General features: G+C 72.2%; 7 protein-coding genes. All 7 read left to right on the forward strand.

What is annotated here, in order from left to right; all coding sequences use genetic code 11:
• Window position 1: 1 nt before the first annotated feature.
• The 7 genes from ACWD0F_RS09800 to ACWD0F_RS09830 are packed head-to-tail and all read left to right on the forward strand — an operon-like array spanning window position 2 to window position 24935.
• The gene (locus tag ACWD0F_RS09800; protein ID WP_449873716.1) at window positions 2–20641 is read left to right on the forward strand and encodes an SDR family NAD(P)-dependent oxidoreductase; all 20640 of its coding nucleotides are present in this window, start codon (window positions 2–4) and stop codon (window positions 20639–20641) included.
• Window positions 20625–21557, forward strand: a complete 933-nt coding sequence (locus ACWD0F_RS09805; protein ID WP_449873718.1) for an LnmK family bifunctional acyltransferase/decarboxylase — start codon at window positions 20625–20627, stop codon at window positions 21555–21557. The genes ACWD0F_RS09800 and ACWD0F_RS09805 overlap by 17 nt, the downstream gene beginning before the upstream one ends.
• Window positions 21544–21780 (forward strand): phosphopantetheine-binding protein, encoded by a 237-nt coding sequence (locus tag ACWD0F_RS09810; protein WP_449873719.1) that lies wholly within the window; start codon window positions 21544–21546, stop codon window positions 21778–21780. The genes ACWD0F_RS09805 and ACWD0F_RS09810 overlap by 14 nt, the downstream gene beginning before the upstream one ends.
• On the forward strand, window positions 21777–22994 hold the full coding sequence (locus ACWD0F_RS09815) for a hydroxymethylglutaryl-CoA synthase family protein (RefSeq protein WP_449873721.1): 1218 nt from the start codon (window positions 21777–21779) through the stop codon (window positions 22992–22994). The genes ACWD0F_RS09810 and ACWD0F_RS09815 overlap by 4 nt, the downstream gene beginning before the upstream one ends.
• Window positions 22991–23230, forward strand: coding sequence for a phosphopantetheine-binding protein (locus ACWD0F_RS09820; RefSeq protein WP_449873723.1), 240 nt, complete (start codon window positions 22991–22993; stop codon window positions 23228–23230). Before ACWD0F_RS09815 ends, ACWD0F_RS09820 begins: the two co-directional genes overlap by 4 nt.
• Window positions 23227–24480 (forward strand): beta-ketoacyl synthase N-terminal-like domain-containing protein, encoded by a 1254-nt coding sequence (locus tag ACWD0F_RS09825; protein WP_449873725.1) that lies wholly within the window; start codon window positions 23227–23229, stop codon window positions 24478–24480. The genes ACWD0F_RS09820 and ACWD0F_RS09825 overlap by 4 nt, the downstream gene beginning before the upstream one ends.
• A gap of 56 nt (window positions 24481–24536) precedes the next feature.
• The gene (locus tag ACWD0F_RS09830; protein ID WP_449873727.1) at window positions 24537–24935 is read left to right on the forward strand and encodes a DUF3224 domain-containing protein; all 399 of its coding nucleotides are present in this window, start codon (window positions 24537–24539) and stop codon (window positions 24933–24935) included.
• The last annotated feature ends 102 nt before the right edge of the window (window positions 24936–25037 follow it).

Below are 25037 nucleotides of genomic sequence, written 5' to 3' on the forward strand. Positions count from 1 at the left end.
CATGCCCGCGATCGAGTGCCACACGACGCTGAAGCACACGGACTTCATCCTGCGGAACCACCGGGTGCACGACATATCCGTCTTGCCCGGGGTGACGTTCCTCGACCTCGTGTTCCGGACGCTGATCGCGACCGGGCGCGACCCCGGGGAGATCGTCCTGCGCGAGGTGCTGTTCACCGAGGCGATCGTCACCAAGCCGGACACCGACCGCGAGATCCGCATCACCATCGACGGCGAGGACGTTCAGGCGGAGAGCCGCTGGATCAGGGACGGGACGCCGCTGTCCGGCTGGCGGCGGAACTTCACCGGCAAGGTGGGCACCCCTGGCGAGCCCGCGCCCGCCCCGATCGACGTGGACGCGCTCCGGCGGGGCGCGCGGCGGCAGAGCGACATGGAGGATTTGTACGCCCGCGCCAGAGCCGAGGACATCAACCACGGCGAGCCGATGAAGTGCGCCGGGCGGCTGCACCACGGCGACGGCTACCTGCTCGCCGAGCTGCGGCAGGAGTCGCCGGCTCCGGGCCACGAGGGCTTCCACCTGCACCCCGCCCGGCTGGACGCGGCCACGCTGGCCGGGCTGGGGCAGACGAAGGCGTCGGGCGAGGAGCCGTTCATCCCGGTGTACATCGCCGAGTTCCGGGCGCCCGAGCGGCTCGGCTCCGCCTTTTACGTGTACGCGCCGCGGCCGGAGACCATCGCGCCGTCCGGGGACGTCATCACCAACGACTTCGGGCTCTACGACGAGCAGGGGCGCTTCGTCGCGGGGTTCAGCGGGCTGTCGTGCAAGCGCATCAGGTCGCCGCGGCTGATCGAGCGGCTGCTTGAGGACGCCGGGCAGCCGGAGCGGCCCGTCGTGAGCCACAACGGCGCCGGCGACCTGGCCGGCCACCTGCGGGCCCTCGTCGCAGGGCCGCTCGGCCGCTCTCCCGGCGAGGTGCCCACCGACACCGGCTTCTACGACCTCGGCCTGGACTCGGTCACGCTCGTGGACATCAGCGAGCAGCTCGAAAAGGTCGTCGGGCGGCGGCTCTACCCGACGCTGCTCTTCGAGTACGGCGACATCGACACGCTCGCCGCCCACCTGTCCTCGGCCTACGACGTCACGCTGCCGGAGCCGGAGAGCGGGGACGAGACGCAGGTGCCGGAGAGCGAGGGCGAGACGCGGGAGCCGGAGTCAGGCGGGGGCGAGACGCGGTGCTTCCGTGACGTCTGGGTACCGATGCCGCTGGACGGGGACGATCCCGGCGAGTACCGCGAGATCACCCCCGGCACCCAGCCGGACGGTTCCCGGCATTTCCTGATCCGGGGCATGGCCGGGGAGCCCGCCGATCCCTGCCTGGCCGTCTGGGAGCTGGCGCGGGCCGTTCACGCCACGAAGCCGGAGCGGCCGGTCACCATCACGTACGCGCACACCGGCGACGACCCCGCCCACGAGGCCGTCGGCGCGCTGGCCAGAACGATCACCGCGGAGACCCCGCTGATCCGTTGCCGGAGCATCCGCCTGGACGATGCCGCCCCGGCCGACGCGCTCAGGGACGCCTCCAGCGAGTCCGAGATCCGCTACGTGCGGGGTGAGCGCCTGGTGCGCCGCTGGCTTCCAGCCGAGCCGCGTGCCGAAGCCGACCCGCGTGCCAAGGCCGAGCCGCGTCCCGAGGACGCCGCCGCCCCGTTCCGGAAGGGCGGCGTGTACGTGATCGCCGGCGGGACGGGCGGGATCGGCCGCATCATCGCCGACCACCTGGAACGCCGCCACCAGGCCAGGCCCGTGCCGATCAGCAGGAGCGCGGAGATCGCCGCCGACCTGACCAGCCCGGACGAGGTCGAGCGCGCCCTCGCCACGGTACGCGAGCGCCACGGCCGCATCGACGGCGTCATCCACTGCGCGGGCGTCAACCGCGACGGGTTCTACCCCGGCAAGCGGGCCGCCGACATCGAGGCCGTGGTGGCGGCCAAGGCCCAGAGCGTGCGCCACCTCGACGCCGCGACCAGGGACGACGACCTCGACTGCTTCGTGGTGTTCTCGTCCGTCTCGGCGTCCCTGGCGAACCCCGGCCAGGCCGACTACGCCTTCGCGAACGCCTACCTGGAGGACTTCGCCCGCCGGCGCGCCGAGCGGGCGGACCGGCCCGGCCGGACCCTGGCCGTCGCGTGGCCGTACTGGGCCGAGGGTGGGATGCGGGTCGGGCCGGACACGATCGAGCGCTCCCGCATGGCCACCGGCATGGTCCCGCTACCCAGCGAGGCCGCGCTGGACGTGCTCGACCGCGCCCTGAGCGGCACCGACGACGTCCTGGCGGTGCTGTACGGCGACGCTGACCGCATCACCACCCTGCTGCCGAACCCGCCGTCAACGGACGCGCGTCCGGTCACCCGCCCTGCCATCGAGGAGCCGGCGGGACGCGGGGGCGATGAGCCCATCGCCATCATCGGCCTGGCGGGGCGCTACCCCCAGGCGCCCGACCTCCGCGCCTTCTGGCGCAACCTCGCCGAAGGACGCGACTGCATCGAGGAGGTCCCGGCCGGCCGCTGGAACCACGACGAGATCTTCGATCCCGAGAAGGGCAGCGAAGGCAGGACGTACGGCAAATGGGGCGGCTTCCTCGACGGCGTCGACCGCTTCGACCCCGCCTTCTTCGGCATCTCCCGCCGCGACGCCGAACGCATGGACCCGCAGGAGCGGCTGTTCCTGCAGACCTGCTGGCACACGCTGGAGGACGCCGGCTACCCGCCGGACGCGCTGCCGGAGGAGAGCGTCGGCGTGTTCGCGGGCGTCATGTGGAACCACTACCAGCTGGTCGAGGGCGGGGAGGGCGGCGTCGCCCCCACGGCCATGCACGCCTCCATCGCCAACCGCGTCTCCTACACCTTCGACCTCCACGGGCCGAGCCTCGCGCTGGACACCGCCTGCTCCTCCTCGCTGACCGCCGTACATCTGGCCGTCGAGAGCCTGCGGCGCGGCGAATGCACCCTCGCCCTGGCCGGCGGCGTGAACGCGACCGTGCACCCGCAGAAGTACCTGCAGCTCGCCCAGGGGCACTGGCTGTCGGAGGACGGCCGGTGCCGCGCCTTCGGCGCCGGCGGCAGCGGGTACGTCCCCGGCGAGGGCGTCGGGGCCGTCCTGCTCAAGCCGCTGTCGCGGGCCACGGCGGACGGCGACCACATCTACGGTGTCATCGCCGCCACCGCCGTCAACCACACCGGCAAGACCAGCGGCGCCACCGTTCCGAGCCCGCGCTCCCAGGCCGCGCTCATCGACACGGCGATCCGCAGGTCCGGCTGGGATCCGGCGAGCATCGGCTACATCGAGGCGCACGGCACCGGCACCTCGCTCGGCGACCCGATCGAGGTCGAGGGCATGCGCCAGGCCCTGCCGCAGGGCGCGGACTGCGCGATCGGCTCGGTCAAGTCCAACATCGGCCACCTGGAGGGCGCCGCCGGGATCGCCGGGCTCACCAAGGTGCTGCTGCAACTCCAGCACGGGCGGCTCGTGCCGTCCCTGCACACGGAGGAGCTCAACCCCAAGATCGACTTCGACGCCACGCCCTTCCACGTGCAGCGCGCGCTCGAACCCTGGGCCCGTACGGACGGCACCCCTCGGCGGGCCGGGGTCAGCGCGTTCGGCGCGGGAGGCACGAACGCGCACGTTCTGGTCGAGGAGCATGCGGAACCCGCTCCCGAGAGCGGCCCGGACGGGCCCTGTCTCTTCGTGCTCTCCGCCCGCACACCCGAGGCGCTGCGCGACTACGCCCGCGCCTACACCGATTTTCTGTCGTCGGCCGACTACACCGGCTCCCTGTCCTCGGCCGACTACGCCGACACCGGCATCCTGTCGCCGTCCGGCTCCGCCGCGGCCGTGGCGAGGGTGGCCGAGCTGCTCGGCATCCCCGCCGACCAGCTCGACCCCGCCGACTCGCTGGGCGACCTCGGTCTCGACCCCGCCGCGCTGATGGAGCTGGGGCGGGGGCTCTCGCTCGACGACACCGTGGCCGACCTGGCCGGTCCCGGACCCGCCCTGGCCGACCTCGCCTACACCTCCCAGGTGGGACGGACCGGCATGGCGGCACGGCTGGCGCTCGTCGTGAACGACGTGGCCGAGCTGCGGACCAAGCTGGAGGCGTACGCGCGGAACGAGAGCCTCGGCTCCGGCGCCTTCACCGGCTCGGACAGCGGGGACGGGACACCGGCGGGAGAGGAATGTGTGCGGCTGTTCCGGGCCGGACGGCTGGCGGAGGTGGCGGCGGCCTGGGCCGGGGGAGCCAAGGTGCCGTGGCGCGACTGCCACGACGGCGGGCGGTTGTTGTCGCTGCCGGTCTACCCGTTCCAGGAGGAGACCTGCTGGCTCGGCCACTGGCAGCGCGGCGCGACCGCCACGGCCGGCGACACTCCCGTGCCGCCCACCGCTGCCACGCCCGTCGAGGCTCCTGAGCCTCTCACCGTCTCCAGGCCCGTCGAATCTTCCGGGCCTCCCGTCGCCGCCAGGCCCGTCGAATCCACTGCGTCCCCCACCGCCTCCGTGCCCGTCGAGCGGCCGGGTGCGGCCGAGGACGTTTCGCCGGACGGGGAAGGGGTGCGGTTCGAGGTGCTGCCCGAAGGGGTGGCCCTGGTGGTGATGGGCTCCGGGACGTCCATGTTCACGCGGGAGGTCATCGACGACCTGCAGCGCGTGTTCGCCGAGATCGCCGGGCGCGAGGACGTCAAGGCGGTCGTGCTCACCGGCAGCGGCAACGTCTTCAGCATGGGTGCCACGCCGGAGGCGCTGCGCACGCTCGCGGGCGGCGAAGGACGCTTCACGGACGTGCCGTTCCTGTACGAAGGGTTGTTGCGGTGCGACCGGCCGGTCATCGCCGCCGTCCAGGGGCACGCGTCGGGCGGCGGGCTGGCCTTCGGGCTGTTCGCCGACCTCGTCATCATGGCCGCCGAAGGTGTCTACAGCGCCAACTTCATGAAGTTCGGCTTCACGCCGGGCATGGGCGCGACGTACATCCTCGAAGAGCGGCTCGGCCGTTCGGCGGCGCACGAGATGCTCTACACCGGCCGTTCCGTCACGGGCGAGGAGCTCGCCGGGCGAGGCGCCGGGGTGACCGTCCTGCCGCAGCGGGACGTGCTCAAGGCGGCGCTCAGGCACGCCCGCTCGATCGCCGCCCTGCCGCTGCCCGCCCTGCGGGCGCTCAAGTCCGAGCTGGCCGGACGGGTGCTCGACCGGCTGTCCGGCGTCATCGCCGGGGAGTCCGGGATGCACGAGCGCGTGCTGGGGGAGGAGTCGCTGGCCCGGGTCGACGAGTACTTCGCCAAGGTGGACACCTTCAGGAACGAGCCCAGGACCGAGCGCCCCGCGCCCGCACGTAATGACCAGAGCGAACACGCACGTGATGAGCAGAGCGGACGCCGCGAGGAGCCGGTTTCCACGGATGGCGGTCCCGATCCGGCGGAGGTGCGGCGGGTCATCGAGGGCACGCTCATGAACCACCTCTACCTGGAAGCCCACGAGGTGGACATCTCGCTGAGCTTCAGCGAGATGGGGCTGGACTCGATCGGCGCCGTGGAGATCGTCCGGGACCTGAACCGCAGCTTCGGCCTGGATCTGGACTCCGTCGCCGTCTATGACCACCCGACCATCGCCGCCCTGGTGGACGCCGTCCGCGACGCCGCGACCGCCGACGGCCTGCGCCTTCCTTCACCGCAACCCGCCCCCGGGCGGCAGACCACGGAGGAGGACGCTCCCGCGACCGAGCAGACCGAGCAGACCGAACGGACCGAACGGACCGAACAGACCGAACGGACCGAGCAGAGCGAGCGGGCCGAGCCATCGGAGTCCGCCGAGCCGGAGCGGGCAGACCGTGTTCGGCTGCCGTCGCTCGACGGTGACCGCGCCGAGCCGGAGCGGGCAGGTCGTGTTCAGCTGCCGTCGCTTGACGGTGACCGCGCCGAGCCGGAAATCGCGGCCGAGGAGACGCCCACGCCGGCCGGCAAGGTGGTCACGCTGGAGTCGGTGGAGACCGTCGAAGAAGTTCCGGGACGTGACGGGGACATCGCCGTCATCGGGATGGCCGGGCGCTTCCCGGACGCGCCGGACCTCCAGGCGTTCTGGGAGAACCTGGCGGCCGGGCGATGCAGCATCCGGGAGGTGCCGCCCGAGCGGTTCGACGTGTCGGAGGTGTACGACAGCGACCGGATGGCGCCGGGCAGGACGTACAGCAAGTGGGGGGCCATGCTCGCCGACGTCGACGCCTTCGACGCGGGCTTCTTCAAGCTCTCACCCCTTGAGGCGGAGTTGATGGACCCGCAGCAGCGGTTGTTCCTGCAGGAGGCGTGGCACGCCCTGGAGGACGCCGGGTACGCGGGCAGGTCGGGCCGCAGGCCGTGGGGATGTTTCGTGGGCTGCGGAGCGGGCGACTACGCGAGCCTGCTCGCGGCGGCCGGGCGCGACGACACCGGGCACGCCTTTCTCGGCAACGCCTCGTCGGTGCTGCCCGCGCGGATCGCGTACCTGCTGGACTTCGGCGGGCCCACCATGGCCGTGGACACCGCGTGCTCGTCCTCGCTGGTGGCCGTGCACCTGGCCTGCGAGAGCATCCGGCGCGGGGAGTGCGAGGCGGCGGTCGCCGGCGGTGTGGCCGTGATGAACACCCCGAGGATGCACGTCTGGTGCAGCAAGGCCGGGATGCTCTCGCCGACCGGGACCTGCGCGCCCTTCGACGAGTCGGCGGACGGCATCGTGCTGGGCGAGGGCGTCGGCGTGGTCGTGCTGAAGCGCCTCGACCGGGCGCTGGCGGACGGCGACCACGTGCACGGCGTCATCCGGGCCAGCGGCGTCAACGGCGACGGCGCGTCGAACGGCATCACCGCCCCCAGCGCCTCCTCACAGGCGGAGCTGCTCACCGAGGTGCACCGGCGGGCTGGCATCAGGCCCGGCGCGGTCGACTACGTCGAGACGCACGGCACCGGGACGGAGCTGGGTGACCCGATCGAGGTCAAGGCTCTGGCGAAGGTGTTCGGCGAGGTCCGCGAGCGCCCGTGCCGCATCGGATCGCTCAAGGCGAACGTGGGCCACACCACGATGGCGGCCGGGATCGGCGGGCTGCTCAAGACGCTGCTGGCGCTGCGGCACCGGCAACTGCCGCCGTCGCCGGGGTACGTGCGGGCGAACCCGAAGATCGACTTTGCGGACGGCGCGCTCGAAGTGGTCACGGAGTTGTCGGAGTGGACGGCCCAGGGCTCCGGGGAACGGGTGGCGGCCGTGAGCAGCTTCGGCTTCAGCGGGACGAACTGCCACGTCGTGCTCTCCGAGGCGCCCTCCCGCGAACCCCGCACCGGCGCGCACGGCAGTCAGGACGTCGTCGTGCCCCTGTCGGCGTCGAACGAGCGGACCCTGGCACGGCTGTGTACCGAACTGGCCGGCCACCTGGACGGTCACCCGGAGCTCGACGTGCGGGACGTCGCCCACACGCTCGCCGTCGGCCGGTCGCACCTGGCGGGGGCGCGGAGCGCGTACGTGGTCAGGGATGTCGCGGATCTGCGCGGGCAACTGCGTGACGGCGCCCGCGCGGCGCGGGGCGAGGCGGGACGCCTCGCCGAGAGGTACGCGTCCGGGGAAGATCTCGACTGGAATGACCTGACCGCAGGCGGGCGGCGGGTGCCACTGCCGGTGTACCCGTTCGCGGACGACCAGCGCCACTGGGTCGGCCGCGACGGCCACCCGGCCCAGCCCACGCCTGCTCAGCCCGCGTCCGCTGAAAACGTGTCCGCTCAGAACGTGTCCGCTCAGGACGGTCGTGAAGGGTGGGTTCGTCCTGATGACTGGCTGGTGGCCGATCATCGGATCGGTGGCACTCCCGTGTTGCCCGGTGTGGCTTCTCTGACGATCGCCGCCGCCCGTAGCGGGCTGCCCGCGCCGGTGCGGTTCGAGCGGGTCCGCTGGTTGCGTCCGTTCGAGGTGCGCGAGGCCCGGCCCCTGGACGTCGTCGTGCATGACGACGGCGGTTTCGAGCTGGGCGGGCACGTCGGCGGCACCCTGCGGAGCGTGAGCGGTGAGCGGCGGCGGCTGGACATCGCCGAGATCGAGACGCGCTGCGCGGGCCGCCGCAGCGCCGAGGACCTCTACCGCGCCTTCGACCGCGCCGGCCTGCGGTACGGCCCCGCGTTCCGGGTACTGCGCGAGATCCGCGTCGGCACCGGCGAGGCCCTCGGCGTCCTGCGGGACGGCGCGCGCTGGGAAGCGCTCCTGGACGGCGCACTCCAGAGCATCGTGGCGCTGCGTCCGGAGGGCGCCGAGCCCGCGATGCCGTTCAGCGTGGAGTCGGCCGAGCTGGACGGGCCGGTCACCGGCCCCGCCTACGCGCACGTGACCGACGAGGGCCGGGACAGGTACACGGTCCGGCTCGCGGACGCCGGCGGGCAGGTCCGGGCCGAGTTCCGGGGAGTCGTCCTGCGGAGCAGGCCACCCCGCGCCACGACCGACGGCATGATCTTCGCGCCGGTCTGGCGCGAAGAAGAGAACGCCGGACCGGCCGCGGGTGGCGGGCGGGCGCTCGTGCTGCACACCCCCGCCGGCGAGCCGCTCGCCCGCGCCCTGCTGGCCGCGCACGAGGACGGCCGCCTGGCGCCGCTGGACGGCTCCGGCCTGCCGCAGGAGCGGTACGACACCGTGTACGTCCTCGCCGCGACCGGCCAGGACGGCTCGGCACCGGCGGACGACCCGACCACGCGTGACGTGTTCCGCCTGGTCAAACGACTTTCCGAGCAGGGACGCGGCGGATGGGCGCCGACAGTGAAGGTGGTTCTCGCGGGAGCCGTGCGAGTCGGGGACGAGGAGACCGTCTCGCACGCGGCGGGTGTGATCGGCCTGACCAGAGCAGTGGCCGCCGAGCACCCGCGCTGGACCGTCGGAACCATCGACGTGGGCACCACATCCCCGCGTCCCGCAGAACTCGCCCGCCTGGTGCGCGCCGAGGGCTGCACCGATGACCTGGTGGCGCTGCGCGCCGGCCGCCGGTACGTCCGCACGCTGGAGCCGCTGACCCTGGACGCCCAGGGCAGCCCGTTCCGGGACGGCGGGACGTACCTGATCGTGGGCGGGACGGGCGGTCTCGGCCGCACGCTGAGCAGGCATCTGGCCGCCACCGCCGGCGCGCGGCTCGCGCTCGTCGGGCGCCGCGAGGTCACGCCGGAGATCCAGGAGCAGCTCGCCGAGATCGAGTCGCTCGGGGGCCAGGCCGTGTACCTGGCGGCCGACGTCGCCGACCGGGCCGCGTTCGGCCGGGCCGTCGAAGCGGCGCGGGAGCGGTTCGGCGAGATCCACGGCGCTTTCCACGCGGCTCTGGTGCTGCGCGACATGACGCTCGCCAACATGGACGACGCCGCGTTCGCCGAGGTGCTGGCGCCCAAGGTCGCCGGAGCGGCCGTCTTCGCGGCGGCGCTCGCGGACGAGCCGCTCGACTTCCTGGCCTACTTCTCCTCGGCGGCCTCGTTCGTCGAGGTGGGCGGGCAGGCGAACTACGCGGCCGCCAGCACGTTCGAGGACGCCTACGCGCTGAGCCTGCGCGACCGGCCGGTGAGTGTGATCAACTGGGGTTACTGGGGCAGCGTCGGCGCGGTTTCGGGCGGCGGCTACGACGGCAGGTTCGCCGAGCTGGGCATCGCCTCGATCGAGCCCGAGGAGGGCATGGCGGCGCTGGCTGCCATCTTGGCAGCGGGGGTGCGGCAGGCGCTCGTCGTCAAGGCGGAGCCTGAGGGCCTGGCCCGCATCGGCGTGCGCACCGCCGGCACCGGCGAGCACGGCCAAGGTGGCGAGCGCGGTCACGGCGAGCGCGGTCACGGCGAGCGTGGGAACGGTGGCGAGCGTGCCACGTTGGAGCGGGCTCGGGCGGCGTTCGCCGAGCTCGACGAGCTGGCCCGCGGCCTGCTGCGCCGCTCGGCGGACCAGATCCGCGCCATTCAGGACGTACGGGAGGGCCGCGGGCGGCTGCACGCCGCCGTCCTCCACCTGCTGGACAGGCCGGCGCGGGAGCCGTCGCCGCAGGAGGTGCTGGCCCGCTTCCCCGACCTGGAACCGCACGTCAAGCTGCTGACCGCCTGCGTCGAGGCGCTGCCCGGCGTGCTGTCGGGTGCGCGCGACCCCATGGAGGTGCTGTTCCCCGGCGGGTCGATGACCCTGGTCGAGCAGGTCTACAAGGGGCAGGCGGTCTCGGACCACTTCAACCGGCTGCTCGGCGAAGAGGTCGCCCGCGGCGGGCCCGGACGCGTTCTGGAGATCGGGGCCGGTACGGGCGCCAGCACCGGCTTCGTCCTGGACGCCCTCGAAGGCCGGGACGTCGAGTACACCTACACCGACATCTCGGCCGGGTTCCTGCGCCACGGCGAGCGGGAGTTCGGCGAACGCCGCCCGGACCTCCGCTACGAGCTCTTCGACGTGGAGCGGGACCCGTCCGAGCAGGGCTTCGAGACCGGGACGTACGACGTCGTGCTGGCCACGAACGTGCTGCATGCCACCGCCGACCTCGGCCGGACGCTGCGCAACGCCGCGGCCCTGCTGCGCCCCGGCGGGCGGCTGCTGGTCAACGAGGTGACCCGGGCGGCCGACTTCCTGACCCTCACCTTCGGGCTGACCCCGGGATGGTGGCGCGCCACGGACGAGGAGCTGCGGCTGCCGCACAGCCCGCTGCTCAGCGCCGTCCAGTGGCACCGGGCGTTCAGGGACGCCGGTCTCACGCCCGCCCGCACGCTGGGCATCCCCGGCACGCCCGTCGAGGAGCTCGACCAGTGCGTCCTGGTGGGCGCGGCGGCGGCCGCCACCGGCACCGGCGCGCGCGACTACGTCAAGCGGGTCTTCGCCGAGGTGCTCAAGTACGGCTCGGCCGACCTGGACGAGCGCGCTACGTTCGAGACGTTCGGCATCGACTCGCTGGTGAGCCAGAACGTCATCCACCGGTTCGAACAGGACCTCGGCCCGTTGCCGTCCACCCTCCTGTTCGAGAACCTGACCATCGAGGAGCTGGCCGCGCACCTGGAGGCCGAGCACGGCGAGCGCCTGCGCGCGGCCCTGGGACAGGAGCCCGCGCGGGAGGAGCCGGCGCCGGTCACACGGCGGCGGGAGCCCGATACGCAGGCCCTCGACATCGCCGTGGTCGCGGTGACCGGCCGCTACCCGGCCTCTCCTGATCTGCCCGCCTTCTGGCGCAACCTCGCGGAGGGGACGAACTGCATCACCGAGGCGGACCGCTTCGACCTGGACGCCCTGTACGACCCCAAACGCGGCCGCAAGCAACGCACCTACAGCCGGTGGGGCGGGTTCATCGAGGGCGTCGAGGAGTTCGACGCGCCGTTCTTCGGCATCCTCCCGCGCGACGCCGAGATCACCGACCCGCAGGAGCGCCTGTTCCTGGAGACCGCCTGGACCCTGCTCGAAGACGCCGGCTACCTGAGCGAGCACACCAGACAGCAGCGCACCGGTGTCTTCGTCGGCACCATGTACGGCTCCTACGGCCGGATGGCGGCGGCCGAAGGCTGGCCGCGCGGCAGGTTCGCCGGGGCGCACTCGGCGTACTGGTCGATCGCCAACCGGGTGTCGTACTTCTTCGACCTGCGCGGGCCGAGCTTCGCCGTCGACTCGGCCTGCTCGTCCTCGCTGACCGCGATCCAGCTCGCCTGCGAGAGCCTGCGGCGCGGCGAATGCGCGCACGCCATCGCCGGCGGCGTGAACCTCATCCTGCACCCCGCCCACTTCGTCGCGCTCTGCTCGCTGAACATGCTCGCCGCCGACGACGCCTGCAAGGTGTTCGACGAGGCGGCGGACGGCTTCGTGCCGGGTGAAGGTGTCGGCGCGGTGCTGCTCAAGCCCCTGGCCGCCGCCGAGGCGGACGGCGACCGGATCTACGGCGTCATCAAGGGCGCCTTCGCCAACGCCGGCGGGAAGACCGCCGGCTACACCGTGCCCAACCCGGCCGCCCAGGCCGATCTGGTCTCCGAGACGGTGCGGCGGGCCGGGCTGGACCCGCGGACCATCTCCTACGTCGAGGCGCACGGAACGGGCACCGCGCTCGGCGACCCCATCGAGATCGCCAGCCTGACCAGGGCGTTCGGCTCCGACGACGGAGACGGCGTGGACCGCATGGTCGGCTCCGTCAAGGCCAACATCGGGCACTTGGAGGGGGCGGCGGGCATCGCCGGGCTGACGAAGGTGCTGCTGCAGTTCCAGCACGGGCAGGTGGCTCCCTGCGCGAACCTGGTGACCCCCAACACGAAGATCGACTTCGCCGCGTCACCCTTCCGTCCGCCGGACCGGCTGACCGACTGGCACCGGCCCGTCCTGGACGATGAGACGTTCCCGCGCCGGGCGGGGGTGAGCTCGTTCGGGGCCGGTGGAGCCAACGCGCACGTGGTCCTGGAGGAGTACGTGCCCGTCACCGGAGCGCCGCCCGCCGACGCGGGCGAGCACGTGGTGCTGCTCTCGGCGCGCACCCACGACCAGCTCCGCGCCATGGCGGGCGGGGTCGCCGATGCCGCCGACGTCGCCGCGAGCAGGATGGCCGAGCTGGCCTACACCACCCAGGTGGGCCGGGCGGAGCTGCCCGAACGGCTCGCCGTGCGGGCCGGCAACCTGGACGAGCTCACCGCCCGGCTGCGGTCCTTCGCGGAGGCCGGCGAGGCCGAGGGAGTGATCGCGGGTACGGCGGAAGCCGGGTCGGACGAGAGAATGATCGCAGGTATGGCGGAAGCCGGGTCGGACGAGGTTCCGCCGGACGACGGCGCCTGGCGGCTCGCGGAGAGATGGGTCGCGGGCGCCCGGGTGGACTGGGGGACGAGGTGGCCCGCGCCGCACCCGCGCCGCGTCACGCTGCCGCCCTACCCCTTCGACCGGCGCCGCTACTGGCTGCCGTCGGACTCCGCCCAGCAGCCGGCACCGGCGCAGCCGGCCGGGTCCGTGCAGCGTTCGGAGTCCGCAGAGGCGGGTCCGGCCACTGCACCGGCGGCTGAACCGGCCACTGAACCGGCGGCTGCAGTGAAGGCTGAACCGGCCACTGAACCGGCCGCAGCGCCGGTCCCCGCGCCGGTTTCCGTATCGACCCCCGAGGGTGAGCCGGTGGGGCGGGAAGCCGCCGACGTGCGTTGCACCTATCTGCGGCCGGTCTGGACGCCTGCCCCGCTTCCCGGCAAGACCTGGGAGCCGAGCGCGGTCCTGGTGGTCACCGAGGACGACCGGCTCGCCGAGGTGCTCGGCGGCGTCCGGGTCCGGCTCGGGGACGCGTTCGCCGTGGACGCGGGCTCGTACACCATCGACCCCGCCGAGCCCGAGCACGCCGCCCGCCTGCTCAGTGACCTGGACGAGGCGCCGGACGCGCTCGTGATCGCCCCGTCGGACCCGTTCCCCGGCAGCGCCGCCTTCGAAGCCCTGCTGTGGACCGCCACGGCCGTCCTGCGCGAAGGGGGACCGCTGCGGGTGGTGGTGTCCGCCTCGACCGGCGAGCCGCACCACACCGCCCTGGCCGCCGCGCTGAGAACGCTGGCCCTGGAGCACACCAAGTTCAGCGGCGTGTGCGTCACGGGGGCCGGCCCGGAGCAGGTCGCGGCCGAGCTGCGTGCGCCCGCCGCCGGCACCGGTCCGGAGCAGCGGGTCTCCGAGGTCGCCTACCGTGACGGCACCCGCCTGCTGAAGGGCATGGAACCGTACGAGCCGCCCCCGCCGGGCCTGGACGTCCGCCGGGACGGCACGTACCTGATCACCGGCGGCGCCGGCGCCATCGGGCTGACCTTCGCCCGCTTCCTCGCCGAGCGGGGGGCGGCGAAGCTGGTCCTGACCGGACGGTCCGAGCCCGGTGACGACACCGCACGGCGGATCGCCGGGCTGCCCGCCGTCTACGTGCGCGCCGACGTGTGCTCGGCCGGCGACCTGCGCGACCTGCTCGATCAGTACGGCCCCTTCCACGGCGTCATCCACGCCGCCGGAATCCACCGGGACGCCCGAGCCGTGCGCAAACGTCCCGAGGACACGCGGGCCGTCCTGAGCCCCAAGATCCTCGGCACCACACTGCTCGACGAGGCCCTGCGCGGGCAGCCGCTGGGCTTCCTGGCGCTGTTCTCGTCCGTGGCGGCCGAGACCGGCAACATCGGGCAGATCGACTACGCCTACGCCAACGCCTTCCTCAACCACTTCGCCGACCGGCGCGAGCGGCTCGGGTACGGCAGGACGCTCGCCGTCGGCTGGCCGCTGTGGGAGGAAGGCGGCATGACGGTGGACGACGCCACCCGCCGGCTGTTCGAACGCCGCTGGGGCAGCGTCCCGATGGGCACCGCCGCCGGGCTCACCGCCTTCACCAGGGGGCTCGCCGGATCCGAGACGAGCTTCGCCGTGGTCGAGGGCCCCTCCGCCCCCGCCCCCGAACAGTCCCAGCCGCCCACGACCCCCGAACCCGAGGTTATGGAGATGAGCGAGCCCATGTCCGCGCCGGAGACGACCAGGTCAGGCGACGATCCGAGCGAGGCGGTCCAGGCGGAGCTGCGCCGGGCGGCGGCCGGATTCCTGCTGGTGGGCGAGGAGCACGTGGACCTCGACGCCGAGCTCATGGACATGGGGTTCGACTCGATCTCCCTGACCGAGCTGGTGGACCAGGTCAACGAGCGCTACTCGCTGGACCTGCTGCCGACCGTGCTCTTCGAGGCGTCCAACCTGGCCGCCTTCTGCGACCACCTGCTCACGGAGCACCCGGCCGAAGTGGCCGCCGCCCACACGCCGCCCGTGCCTGCTGAAGAGCCTGCCGTCCACACGCCGCCCGTACCTGCTGAAGAGCCTGCCGTCCACACACCTTCCGTACTACCTGTCGCAGAGCCCGCTGACCAGCGGGAGAACGCCGAGCCAGGCCCGGCGCCGGAGACCGTGAACTCGCCCTCACGGCCCGGCGCCGGGACCTCCCCCCTCGGCGGCGTCGCGATCGTCGGCATGGCGGGCAGTCTGCCCGGCTCCGCCGACCTGACCGACTTCTGGCGGCACCTGGCCGAAGGACACGACCTCACCCGCTCGGTCCCCGAGGACCGGCGCGAGCTGCGCGAGAACCCCGAGACGGCGAACGTCCGCGCCGGGTTCCTCGACGATGTCCGCTCCTTCGACGCCGCGCTGTTCGGCATCTCGCCCAAGGAGGCGGCGATGATGGACCCGCAGCAGCGGCTGTTCCTGCAGACCGTCTGGCGGGCCGTCGAGGACGCCGGCTACCGGCCCGCCGACCTGGCGGGGACCAGGACGGGCCTGTTCGCGGGCGTGTCCGCCTGCGACTACGACGACCTGCTGCGCGAGTACGGGGTGCCGGTCGAGGCGCACACGGCCAGCGGCGTGGCCAACTGCATCCTGGCGAACCGCGTCTCGCACCTGCTGGACCTGCGCGGCCCGAGCGAGGCGGTGGACACCGCCTGCTCCAGCTCCCTCGTCGCCCTGCACCACGCGGTGCGCGCCATCGAGGACGGCGAATGCGACGCGGCCATCGCCGGTGGCGTCAACCTGACGCTGAGCCCGGGGCTCTACATCGCGTTCGCCCAGTCCGGCATGACCAGCGAGGACGGCGTCTGCAAGACGTTCGACGAGCGCGCCGACGGCTACGGCCGGGGCGAGGGCTGCGGAGCCGTGCTGCTCAAGCCGCTGAAGGCGGCGCTGGCGGACGGCGACCAGATCCTCGCCGTGGTCAGGGGCAGCGCGGTCAATCACGGAGGCCGGGCCAGCTCGCTCACCGCGCCGAACCCCGAGGCGCAGGCGCGCGTGCTGCTCGACGCCTACCGCAAGGCGGACGTCGATCCCGCGCGGGTGAGCTACATCGAGGCGCACGGCACCGGCACCAGGCTCGGCGACCCGATCGAGATCGAGGGCCTGAAGAAGGCGTTCGCCCGGCTGTACGCCGACCGGGGGCGGCCCGCGCCCGACGCCCCGCACATCGCCCTCGCCTCCGTGAAGACCAACATCGGCCACCTGGAGGCGGCGTCCGGCATCGCCGGGCTGCTCAAGGTGCTGCTCTGCATGCGTCACGGGGCGCTGCCACCGACGATCAACTACGAGCGCCCCAACCCGTACGTGCGGCTGGAAGGGACTCCGTTCGCCATCCACACGAAGCTCACACCGTGGGACGGGGCGGACCGGGTGGCCGGGCTCAGCTCGTTCGGCTTCGGCGGCACGAACGCGCACGTGGTGCTGGAGGCGTACCGGCAGGAGATCCCGGCGGACGCCGAAGGGGAGCCGCGGCTGCTGGTCCTGTCGGCGGCCAGTAAGGAGGCCCTGGAGGAGTACGCGGCGAGCGTCGCCCGCCACCTGCGCGAACATCCGGAGATCGGGCTCGACCGCATCGCGTACACCTTGCAGGTCGGACGCCGCCCCCTCGCCGAGCGGCTCGCCGTGGTCGTCCGCGATCGCGAGCAGGCGGTCCGGGCGCTGAGCGGTGAGCTGGACGAGGTGCAGAGGGGCACCGCCCGCAAGGACGCCCCGGCGCCGTGGGGCACCGGGCTGGAGGACGTCGCGGAGGCGTGGGTCTCCGGCAGCGAGGTGGACTGGCTGCACATGTGGCAGGACCCGCGCCCGGTGCGGGTCTCGCTCCCCGGCCCGCCCTTCGCCCGCACCGAGCACTGGTTCACGGTTCCCACGCCGACGCGGCCCGCCTCGCAGGATGATGGGGCTGCCCCGCAGGCCGACCGGATCGCTCCGCAGGCCGACGGACTCCTCCAGCAGGTCGGCGGGGTTGGCGGGGTCGTCCAGCGGACGAGCGACGGGAAGGTGCGCCTGCGCGCCGCCAAGGGCGGCCAGGCGCGGAGCGTGGCCGGCCCGGCCGAGCGGGCGGAGGCCGTGGAACTGGACGAGACGCCGGTCGCGCCCGCCGGGAGCGCCGGCGGGCCCGCCGGGGTGGAGGAGATGCTGCGCGAACGGCTCTCCTCGATCCTGAACACCGACCCGGCCGGCGTGGACGTGGACACCCCCTTCGGGGACCTGGGGCTCGACTCCATCTTCAGGATGGAGCTGGTCAAGGCGATCAACACCGCCTTCTCCCTCGATCTGCAGGCAGCGGAGCTGTACGAGTACGACACGGTGGACCGGCTCGCCGGTGCCGTGGAGGCGGCCATCACCGACACCCCCCGGCCCGAGCCGGACCCCAAGCCGGAGCTGAGAACCAAGCCGGACCCCAAGCCGGCCTCGAAGCCGGACCCCAAGCCGGAGCAGGAGTCCGTGCGGGAGGAGGTGGCGACCGGTCTGGACGGGCAGCTCGCGGAGTTGATCGGCTCGATCATCGAGCGCCCGCTCGACCGCGACCGCGACTTCGCTAGCAACGGGCTCACCTCCTTCGAGATGCTGCGCGTGGTGAGCGCCCTGGAGAAGCAGGTCGGTGCGTTGCACAAGACCCTGCTGTTCGACCACCCCACGCTCGCGGAGCTGGCCGCGCACCTGCGCGAAGAGTGCGGCACCGACGCCGTTCAGAGCACGCTGGAGCCGGACGAGCCCGCGCTGCACGAGGCGGAGGCGCGCGACGGCGAGCCGGTCGTGCTGCTGAAGCGGGACCTGCACCGGCATCCGGAGCTGCGCGAACTGGTGGCGGACATCGACCGCCGCCACGCCAAGGAGGGTGGCCTGGCCGGACGCGACATCGCGCCGCTGGCCTTCATCGGCTCGGCCAGAAAGGGATACCTGCACTTCTCCGAGGGTGGCGGCAACATGCTGGCCTGGAACTACGCGGGTTCGGAAGAGTACTTCCACGAGCTGGTCGAGGAGTACGCCGGATACGCGAAGGCGAACGGCCTGCGGCCCAACTTCCTCTCCCTCATCCCGGTGCGCGAGGTGGCCGGGCAGCCGTACAGTGCGACGCCGTTCGGGGCCGTGCAGCGGCTTGAGGACCTGGGCTCCTTCACCCTCAAGGGCGGCCGGATGGAACGCCTGCGCTACATGGTGCGGCGCTTCTGCAAGGCGGGCGAGTGCCGGACGGTCGAGTACCGCTCGGGCGACGACCCCGCGATGGACCGCAGGCTGGCCGAGCTGGTGAACGAGTGGGCCGACCGCAAGCAGATGGTCAACCCGTACGTGTCGGTCGTCCGGCGGGAGATCGAGGAGGGCCGGCTTGACCGCAGGCATCGCGTCTTCGTCACGTATCTGGGCGACGAGGTGGCCAACGCCGTCGTCATCACGGAGATCCCGTCGGAGCACGGCTACCTGCTGGACGTCGAGTTCTATCCGAAGGGCATGCCGCTCGGCGGGCTGGAGTTCGCGATCGTGCGCGTCATCGAGCAGCTCGTGGACGAGGGGTGCACGATGTTCAGCTTCGGCGCGAGCTTCGGCGTGGAGACGGAGGAGTCGGCCAACGCGGCCCCGGACGTCAGGGAGGCGCTGGACGAGCTGCGCTCGGTGGGGATCTTCGGCGAGGGGAACTTCCAGTTCAAGAACAAGTTCCGGCCGGTCAACGTGCCCATCTACCTGTGCCAGCCGGAAGGGCCGGACCGTACTCCGGTGTCCGAGATCATCTTGATGATCGCGGACCCGAACATCAGCACCGCCGCAGAAGAAGAGCCTGCTGCGGACAGAAAGCCCGCCGCCGATGAGAAGCCGGAAGCGAAGCTCGCCACGGAGCAGAAGCCGGTCGTGGAAGCGAAGCCCGACGCGCGTACGCCTGTCGTGGAAGAGGAGCCCTCCGGGGACACCGACGACCAGCCGGCCGCCAGGGACAGGCTGCTCGCCGCGCACGGCGACGAGCCGGCCCGCATCCCCGCCCACCACATCACCACCGACCTGATCACCGACTCCTGGGCCGAGCTGGACGCCCCCTGGATCGCCGAGCGGCTGCGGCGGCTGACGGATCGGTCGGCCACCCGCCCGGACACGCCCGGCACCGAGGTCCTGCCGTTCCCCTTCGTGGTCCCGACGGGCTCCGGACGGTCGGCGGAGGCGCTGCTGTGCCGGTCGTGGCCGGGGCGGCGGGGACGGGTGCTGCACAACGGCCTGTTCCCGACGTGGTTCCTGAGCCTGGCCGACAACGGGTTCAAGCCGGTCGAGATCCCGGGCGGCGCGGAGGTCGACGTCGAGGCGCTCCGGTCGGAGCTGGCCGGGGACGAGCCGGTGTCGTTCGTCTGCGTGGAGGTGAGCAACAACGCGGCCGGCGGCCGGCCGGCCTCCCTTGCGAACCTGCGCGCGGTCAAGGAGGCCGCGGCCGGGCACGGCGTCCCGCTGGTGATCGACGGTGCCCGCGTGGTGGAGAACGCGGTGGCGGTCGCGGACGGCCGGGACGTGTGGGAGGTCGTCCGTGAGATCCTGGGCCTGGCCGACAGCGCGACGATCAGCCTGTCCAAGGACTTCGGGGTGCCGTTCGGCGGGCTGCTCGCCACCCGCGACGAGGCGTTGCGGCGGCGGGTCGACGAACGGCTGGAGACGTGGGGCCGGGACGTCGCTCTGGCCAACCGCAGGATCATCGCGACCGCGCTGGAGGATCGCGAGACGGTGGTCGAGCAGGTGCGTGCCCGGATGGACGCGGTGACGGCGCTCTGGCAGGGCCTGTCGGAGTCGGGCGTGCCGCTGGACGGCCCGGCCGGCGGCCACTGCGTGCTGCTCAAGGACGCCGACCACGTCCGGATCTTCCGGGAGACGGGCATCAGGGGCGCTCCGCACTTCGGCCGCGCGGGCCTGGTGCGGCTCGCGGTGCCGGTCGGTCTGAGCGTTGAGGAGGCCAAGGAGGCCGCCGCCCGCCTGGGTACGGTCCTCGGCGGCGACGCTCCTGCCAAGAGGTCCACGGAAAAACGGAGAAAGGACGCTCATTCCAACAAAGCACCCGAACAACGGAGAAAGGACGCTCATCCCGAGCAGCGGAGCAAGGACGCGGACAACCTCAACCTGGCGATCCTGCGCGAGCACCACGCCGACGTGGAGCACGAGATCGTGCACACCCCGGACGGGGACGTCGAGATGTTCAGCGCCGGTTCGGGGCCGCCGCTCCTGCTCATGCACCCGTTCAACATCGGCGCCGGCGTCTACGCCCGGCAGTTCGAGGGCCTGGCGCACCGCTTCCGGGTGACGAGCGTGCACCATCCGGGTGTCGGCCACACCACGGCCGCCGCCGACCTGTCACTCGACGGCCTGGCCAGGCTCTGCCACGACGTCGCGGGCGGCCCCGCGCACGTGGCCGGGGCGTCGTTCGGCGGCCTGATCGCCCTGACGTACGCGCTGGCCTACCCGGAGGACACCGAGTCGCTGATCCTGATCGGCAGCTCCTACCGCATCGGCAACCGCGCCGGCGACATCGACAAGCTGGAGGTGGTGGCCACCCAGGACTTCGACCGGGTCATCGAGGGCAGCGGTTCGAAGCGGCTGCGCAAGCGGCGGGCCGGGCTGATGCGGCTGCTGCTGCGCGCCGAGAGCATGGCTCCGCAGGTCGGCCTGCGCTACCTGGACGTGTTCGCCGAGCGTCCCGACCTCGGCGACCGGCTGGAGGAGGTACGGGCGCGCACCCTGATCATCCAGGGCCGGCACGACACCGTGATCCCGGCCAAGACCGCGCACCTGCTGCACGGCACGATCCCCGACGCCCGCTACGAGGAGATCCCCGACGCGGGGCACTTCCCGCAGCTCACCAGTCCCGACCGGGTCAACCGGCTCATCCTCGACTTCTGCGAGTTCAGCGAGGTCCATGATGAACAGAATTGACGAGAGCACCGTGACCAGGACCGCGCTGGTGAAACCCGGCATGTGCGGGCACAACTCGCTGTTCATGGGCGAGGTCGGCGACTGGACCTGGGACACGGTCAGCGCGTTGTGCGGCACGAACGCCTTCGACGCGAAGAACGCGGCCGGCGATCCGACGTACCTGTCGTTCTACTACTTCCACGTCCGGGGCAGCCGGGACCTGCACGTCAACGCGCTGACGTTCGGCGACGAGCTGGAGGTCACCTCCCGGCTGTTCGGCTTCGGCAGCGAGTCGGTGCTGGCCCTGCACCGGATCGGCCGCGGCGGCGGCCAGGCGGAGGCGCTGGACCCGGACCGCTTCTACGCCTTCGACGACCCCGGCCGCATCTACGTGGAGACCTTCAACCGCTGGATCTCGCGGAGCGCCCCGGGCAGCAACGAGGGTCTGGTCAAGTCGTCGCCGGTGGACTTCCGGCATGAGCACCTGCCGACGCTGCCCGGCGCGTACTCGCCGAGGAGGGTCTACAGCCACGCGCGGAGCACCGGCACCTTCCTGGCCCGCAAGCTGGACGATCCGGTCACCTTCACCGCCGACTACCCGGTGGAGCCGTCCAGGGACCTCAACGGCGTGGGCCTGCTCTACTTCGCCTCCTACTTCTCGATCATCGACTGGGCGCTGCTGCGCTTCTGGCGGCACCGGGGCTTCAGCGTCGCGGACTTCCTCGGCCGGGTCGTGCTCGACCAGCGGCTCTGCTACCTGGGCAACGCGAACGCCGACTCGGTGTTGCGCGTCCGCCTGGAGAGCTGGCCGGCGCCGACCGAGAACGCGAACGAGAACGAGGAGATCGTCAACCTCGTCATGGAGGACCGGGGCCGCACGATCGCGGTCAGCACCCTGCACGTGCTCAGGAGGGGAGACACCGATGGCGACGCGTGAACACGTCGAAGGCGTCGTGCACAAGGCGATCGACGAGATCCTGCCCGGCGTCGAGATCGACGGCGGGGCGCACCTGAAGGACCTGGGCGCGGACTCCGTGGACCGGGTCGAGATCATCCTGGCCGTGCTCGACCGGCTCGGCGTCTCCGAGCCGCTGTCCTCCTTCGGCGGCGTGCCCAGCATCGACGCCTTGGTCGACTTCCTGTGGGAGCGTGTGAGATGAACGTCGGAATCGAGGCGCTCAACGTCTATTGCGGCCTGGCCCAGATCCCGGTACCGGCCCTGTTCGAGGGGCGCGGGCTGGACGCGGAGCGCCTGGGCAACCTGATGATGCACAACCGCTCGGTCGGCCTGCCCTTCGAGGACCCGGTGACGAACGCGGTCAACGCCGCCCGGCCGATCGCCGGCGACGACCGTATCGAGATCCTGATCACCTCGACCGAGTCCGGCCTGGACTACAGCAAGTCGGTGGCGTCCTATGTGCACGAGTACCTCGGCCTGCCGAAGAGCTGCCGCGTCGTGGAGGTCAAGCAGGCGTGCTACGCGGCGACGGCCGCGGTCCAGCTCGCCGCCGCGTACGTCGCCTCGGGTGTGTCGCCCGGCGCGAAGGCGCTGGTGATCGCGACGGACGTGGCGCTGGTGGACGAGCGGGCCGCCTACGCCGAGCCCGCGATGGGCGCCGGGGCGGCCGCCGTGCTGATCAGTGACCGGCCGCGCATCCTGGACCTGGACCTGGGGGCGTTCGGCAACCACAGCTACGAGACGATGGACTCGGCGCGGCCGGGGCCGACGTTCGACGTCGCCGACTCCGACCGCTCGCTGTTCGCCTACCTCGACTGCCTCACGAGCTGCCTGGCCGGCTACCGGGCCAGGGTCGAGGACGCCGACTTCGCCACCACCTTCGACTATCTGGCGATGCACACCCCGTTCGCCGGGATGGTCAAGGCCGCACACCGCAAGCTGATGAGGGAGTCAGGGGGAGCGGCAGCGTCGGTCGAGGAGGACTTCGAGCGGCGGATGTCACCGTCGCTGGCCTACCCGAGCCGGGTGGGCAACCTCTGCTCCGGCTCGGTCTACCTGGCGCTGGCCAGCCTGATCGACCACGCCGCCCTGGACGGCACGGCCCGGGTCGGCCTCTACTCCTACGGCTCCGGCTGCTCCTCGGAGTTCTTCAGCGGCCTGGTGGACGAGGAGTCGGCGCGGACGCTGGCCGAGATGCGGATCGGCGAGCATCTGGACGGCCGCTGCGAGCTCGGCTTCGACGAGTACGCGGCGCTGCTGCCCGCCACCCTCACCTGCCTCGTGCCGGAACGGGACAAGGAGGTCGACGTGGGCGCGTACGAGCACCTGCTCGGCCGGGCCCGCTTCGATCGGGACCTCCTGGTGAACACCGGGACGAAGGACTATCACCGAACCTACGAATGGTTGACACCATGACCGACGCGCAGATTTTCGAGACCGTCAAACAGAATGTCCTGAAGGTGCTGCCGGACCTGCGGCCCCAGGACGTGACGACCGAGGGCACCTTGACCGATCTGGGGGCCAACAGCATCGACAGGGCCGACGTGGTCACCATGAGCATGGAGGACCTCGGACTGACCGTGCCAGTGTCGGAGTTCCAGGAGGTGCACGACATCCGGTCCCTGGTGAACCTGCTGGCGAGGCACTCATGAGGACCGTCGTCACCGGCATGGGCATCGTCTGCTCGATCGCCTCCACCGTGCCGTCGTTCACCAGGGCGCTGCGGGCGGGCCGGTGCGGGATCGGCCCCGTGGCCGACCCCGGCGACGGCGGGCCGCGGCTGGCCGCGCTGGTCAAAGGCTTCCGCTTCAAGGACGCCGTGGCGGCCCGCCATCGCCTGCCCGAGGAGACGCGGCGCAGCGCGCTGCGTGCCGCGAGCCGCTCGCCGGAGCCGGTGCAGATGGACCTGGTCGCCGCCATGCAGGCGTTCGAGCAGGCGGGGCTGCACGAGGCGAAGGCCGACCCGGAGCGGATGGGCCTGGTCGTGGCCGGGCACAACCTCAGCTCCGGTTACGCGCACGACCTGCACCCCAAGTACGAGGACAACCCGGCCCACCTGCCGGCCAGGTTCGCCCTGCACTTCATGGACACCGACCGGGTCGGCACGCTCAGCGAGGTGTTCGGCGTCAGAGGCGAGGGCTACACCGTGGGCGGCGCCTCGGCCAGCGGGAACGTGGGCATCATCAACGGCGCCCGGCTGGTGGAGTCGGGGGCCGTGGACGTCTGCCTGGTGGTGGGCGCCATGACCGACCTGTCGCCGATGGAGAAGCGCGGCCTGGCCACGCTGGGCGCGGTCGCCGGCGTCGAGGAGCCGCAGGAGGCCCGGTGCCGGCCGTTCGACGAGGACAACGAGGGGTTCGTGCCGGGCCAGGGCGCCGCCTGCATGGTGCTGGAGAGCGCCCGCTCGGCCGCCGCCCGGGGCGCGACGGTCCTGGCGGAGTTGTGCGGCTACGACCTGAAGCTGGACGCCAACAGCCTGCCCGACCCGCGCGAGGAGGGCGAGACCAAGGTGATGGTCAACGCCATGGCCAACGCGGGCGTGGGGGCGCGCGACATCGACTACGTCAACGCCCACGCCACGGCGACGCCGATCGGCGACGTGGCCGAGATGGCCGCGCTGCGCCGGGCGCTGGGCGACAGCTTCGCCCGGCCGTGGGTCAACTCCACCAAGGGGCTGGTCGGGCACTGCATGTGCGCGGCCGGCGTGGTGGAGGCCATCGCCACCGTGGTGCAGATCCGCCACGGCTTCGTCCATCCCAACCTGAACCTGCGCCATCCGATCAACGACGACTGCCGGCTGGCGCCCGGCAAACTCCGCAAGGCCGACATCCGCTACGCGCTGTCCAACAGCTTCGGTTTCGGCGGCTTCAACACCTGCATCGTCCTGGGGCGTGCGCGGTGAACGCATAGCGCCCCGGCTTAGGGGTAGCGCAAAAACAGAGCAAAAAAGGAGCTGACATGACTACCCAAGGTAAGGGCTCGTACCAGATCACCGGATGGGACGAGAAGCCCTACGAGGAGAAGAAGGGCCAGCCCAAGCTCACTCAGGCCCACGTCACCAACGCATGGACCGGTGACATCGAAGGAGAGGGCCGGGCCGAGTACCTCATGGCCTACGCCAGCGACACCGACGCCAGCTTCGTCGGCCTGCAGAAGGTCGTCGGGAGCGTCCGTGGCAAGAAGGGCTCCTTCGTGCTGCAGACGACGGGCACCTTCGACGGCGGTGTGGCCAAGGCCGACTGGTTCGTCGTGCCGGACTCCGGCACCGACGACCTGAAGGGGCTGAGCGGCAAGGGGGGTTACGTCTCCAAGAGCGATGGCTCGGCGGACGTCACCCTCAACTTCAACCTCAAGTAGGCACCGGCGGCATCGAGTACGCGGGGCCGCGCGCCCCGCGTACTCGCATGTCAGGAGATGCTCAGTGTTGAGCAGACCGGCCCGCGCCCGCGCGGAACGATG

It is taken from the genome of Nonomuraea sp. NPDC002799 (genome assembly GCF_053592075.1).

Bases quoted from the DNA above. Each gene is read 5' to 3' on its own strand.
- ACWD0F_RS09815 (WP_449873721.1), top strand. From the start codon at position 21,777: ATGAACGTCGGAATCGAGGCGCTCAACGTCTATTGCGGCCTGGCCCAG.
- ACWD0F_RS09805 (WP_449873718.1), top strand. From the start codon at position 20,625: ATGATGAACAGAATTGACGAGAGCACCGTGACCAGGACCGCGCTGGTG.
- ACWD0F_RS09810 (WP_449873719.1), top strand. From the start codon at position 21,544: ATGGCGACGCGTGAACACGTCGAAGGCGTCGTGCACAAGGCGATCGAC.
- ACWD0F_RS09830 (WP_449873727.1), top strand. From the start codon at position 24,537: ATGACTACCCAAGGTAAGGGCTCGTACCAGATCACCGGATGGGACGAG.
- ACWD0F_RS09825 (WP_449873725.1), top strand. From the start codon at position 23,227: ATGAGGACCGTCGTCACCGGCATGGGCATCGTCTGCTCGATCGCCTCC.
- ACWD0F_RS09820 (WP_449873723.1), top strand. From the start codon at position 22,991: ATGACCGACGCGCAGATTTTCGAGACCGTCAAACAGAATGTCCTGAAG.
- ACWD0F_RS09800 (WP_449873716.1), top strand. From the start codon at position 2: ATGCCCGCGATCGAGTGCCACACGACGCTGAAGCACACGGACTTCATC.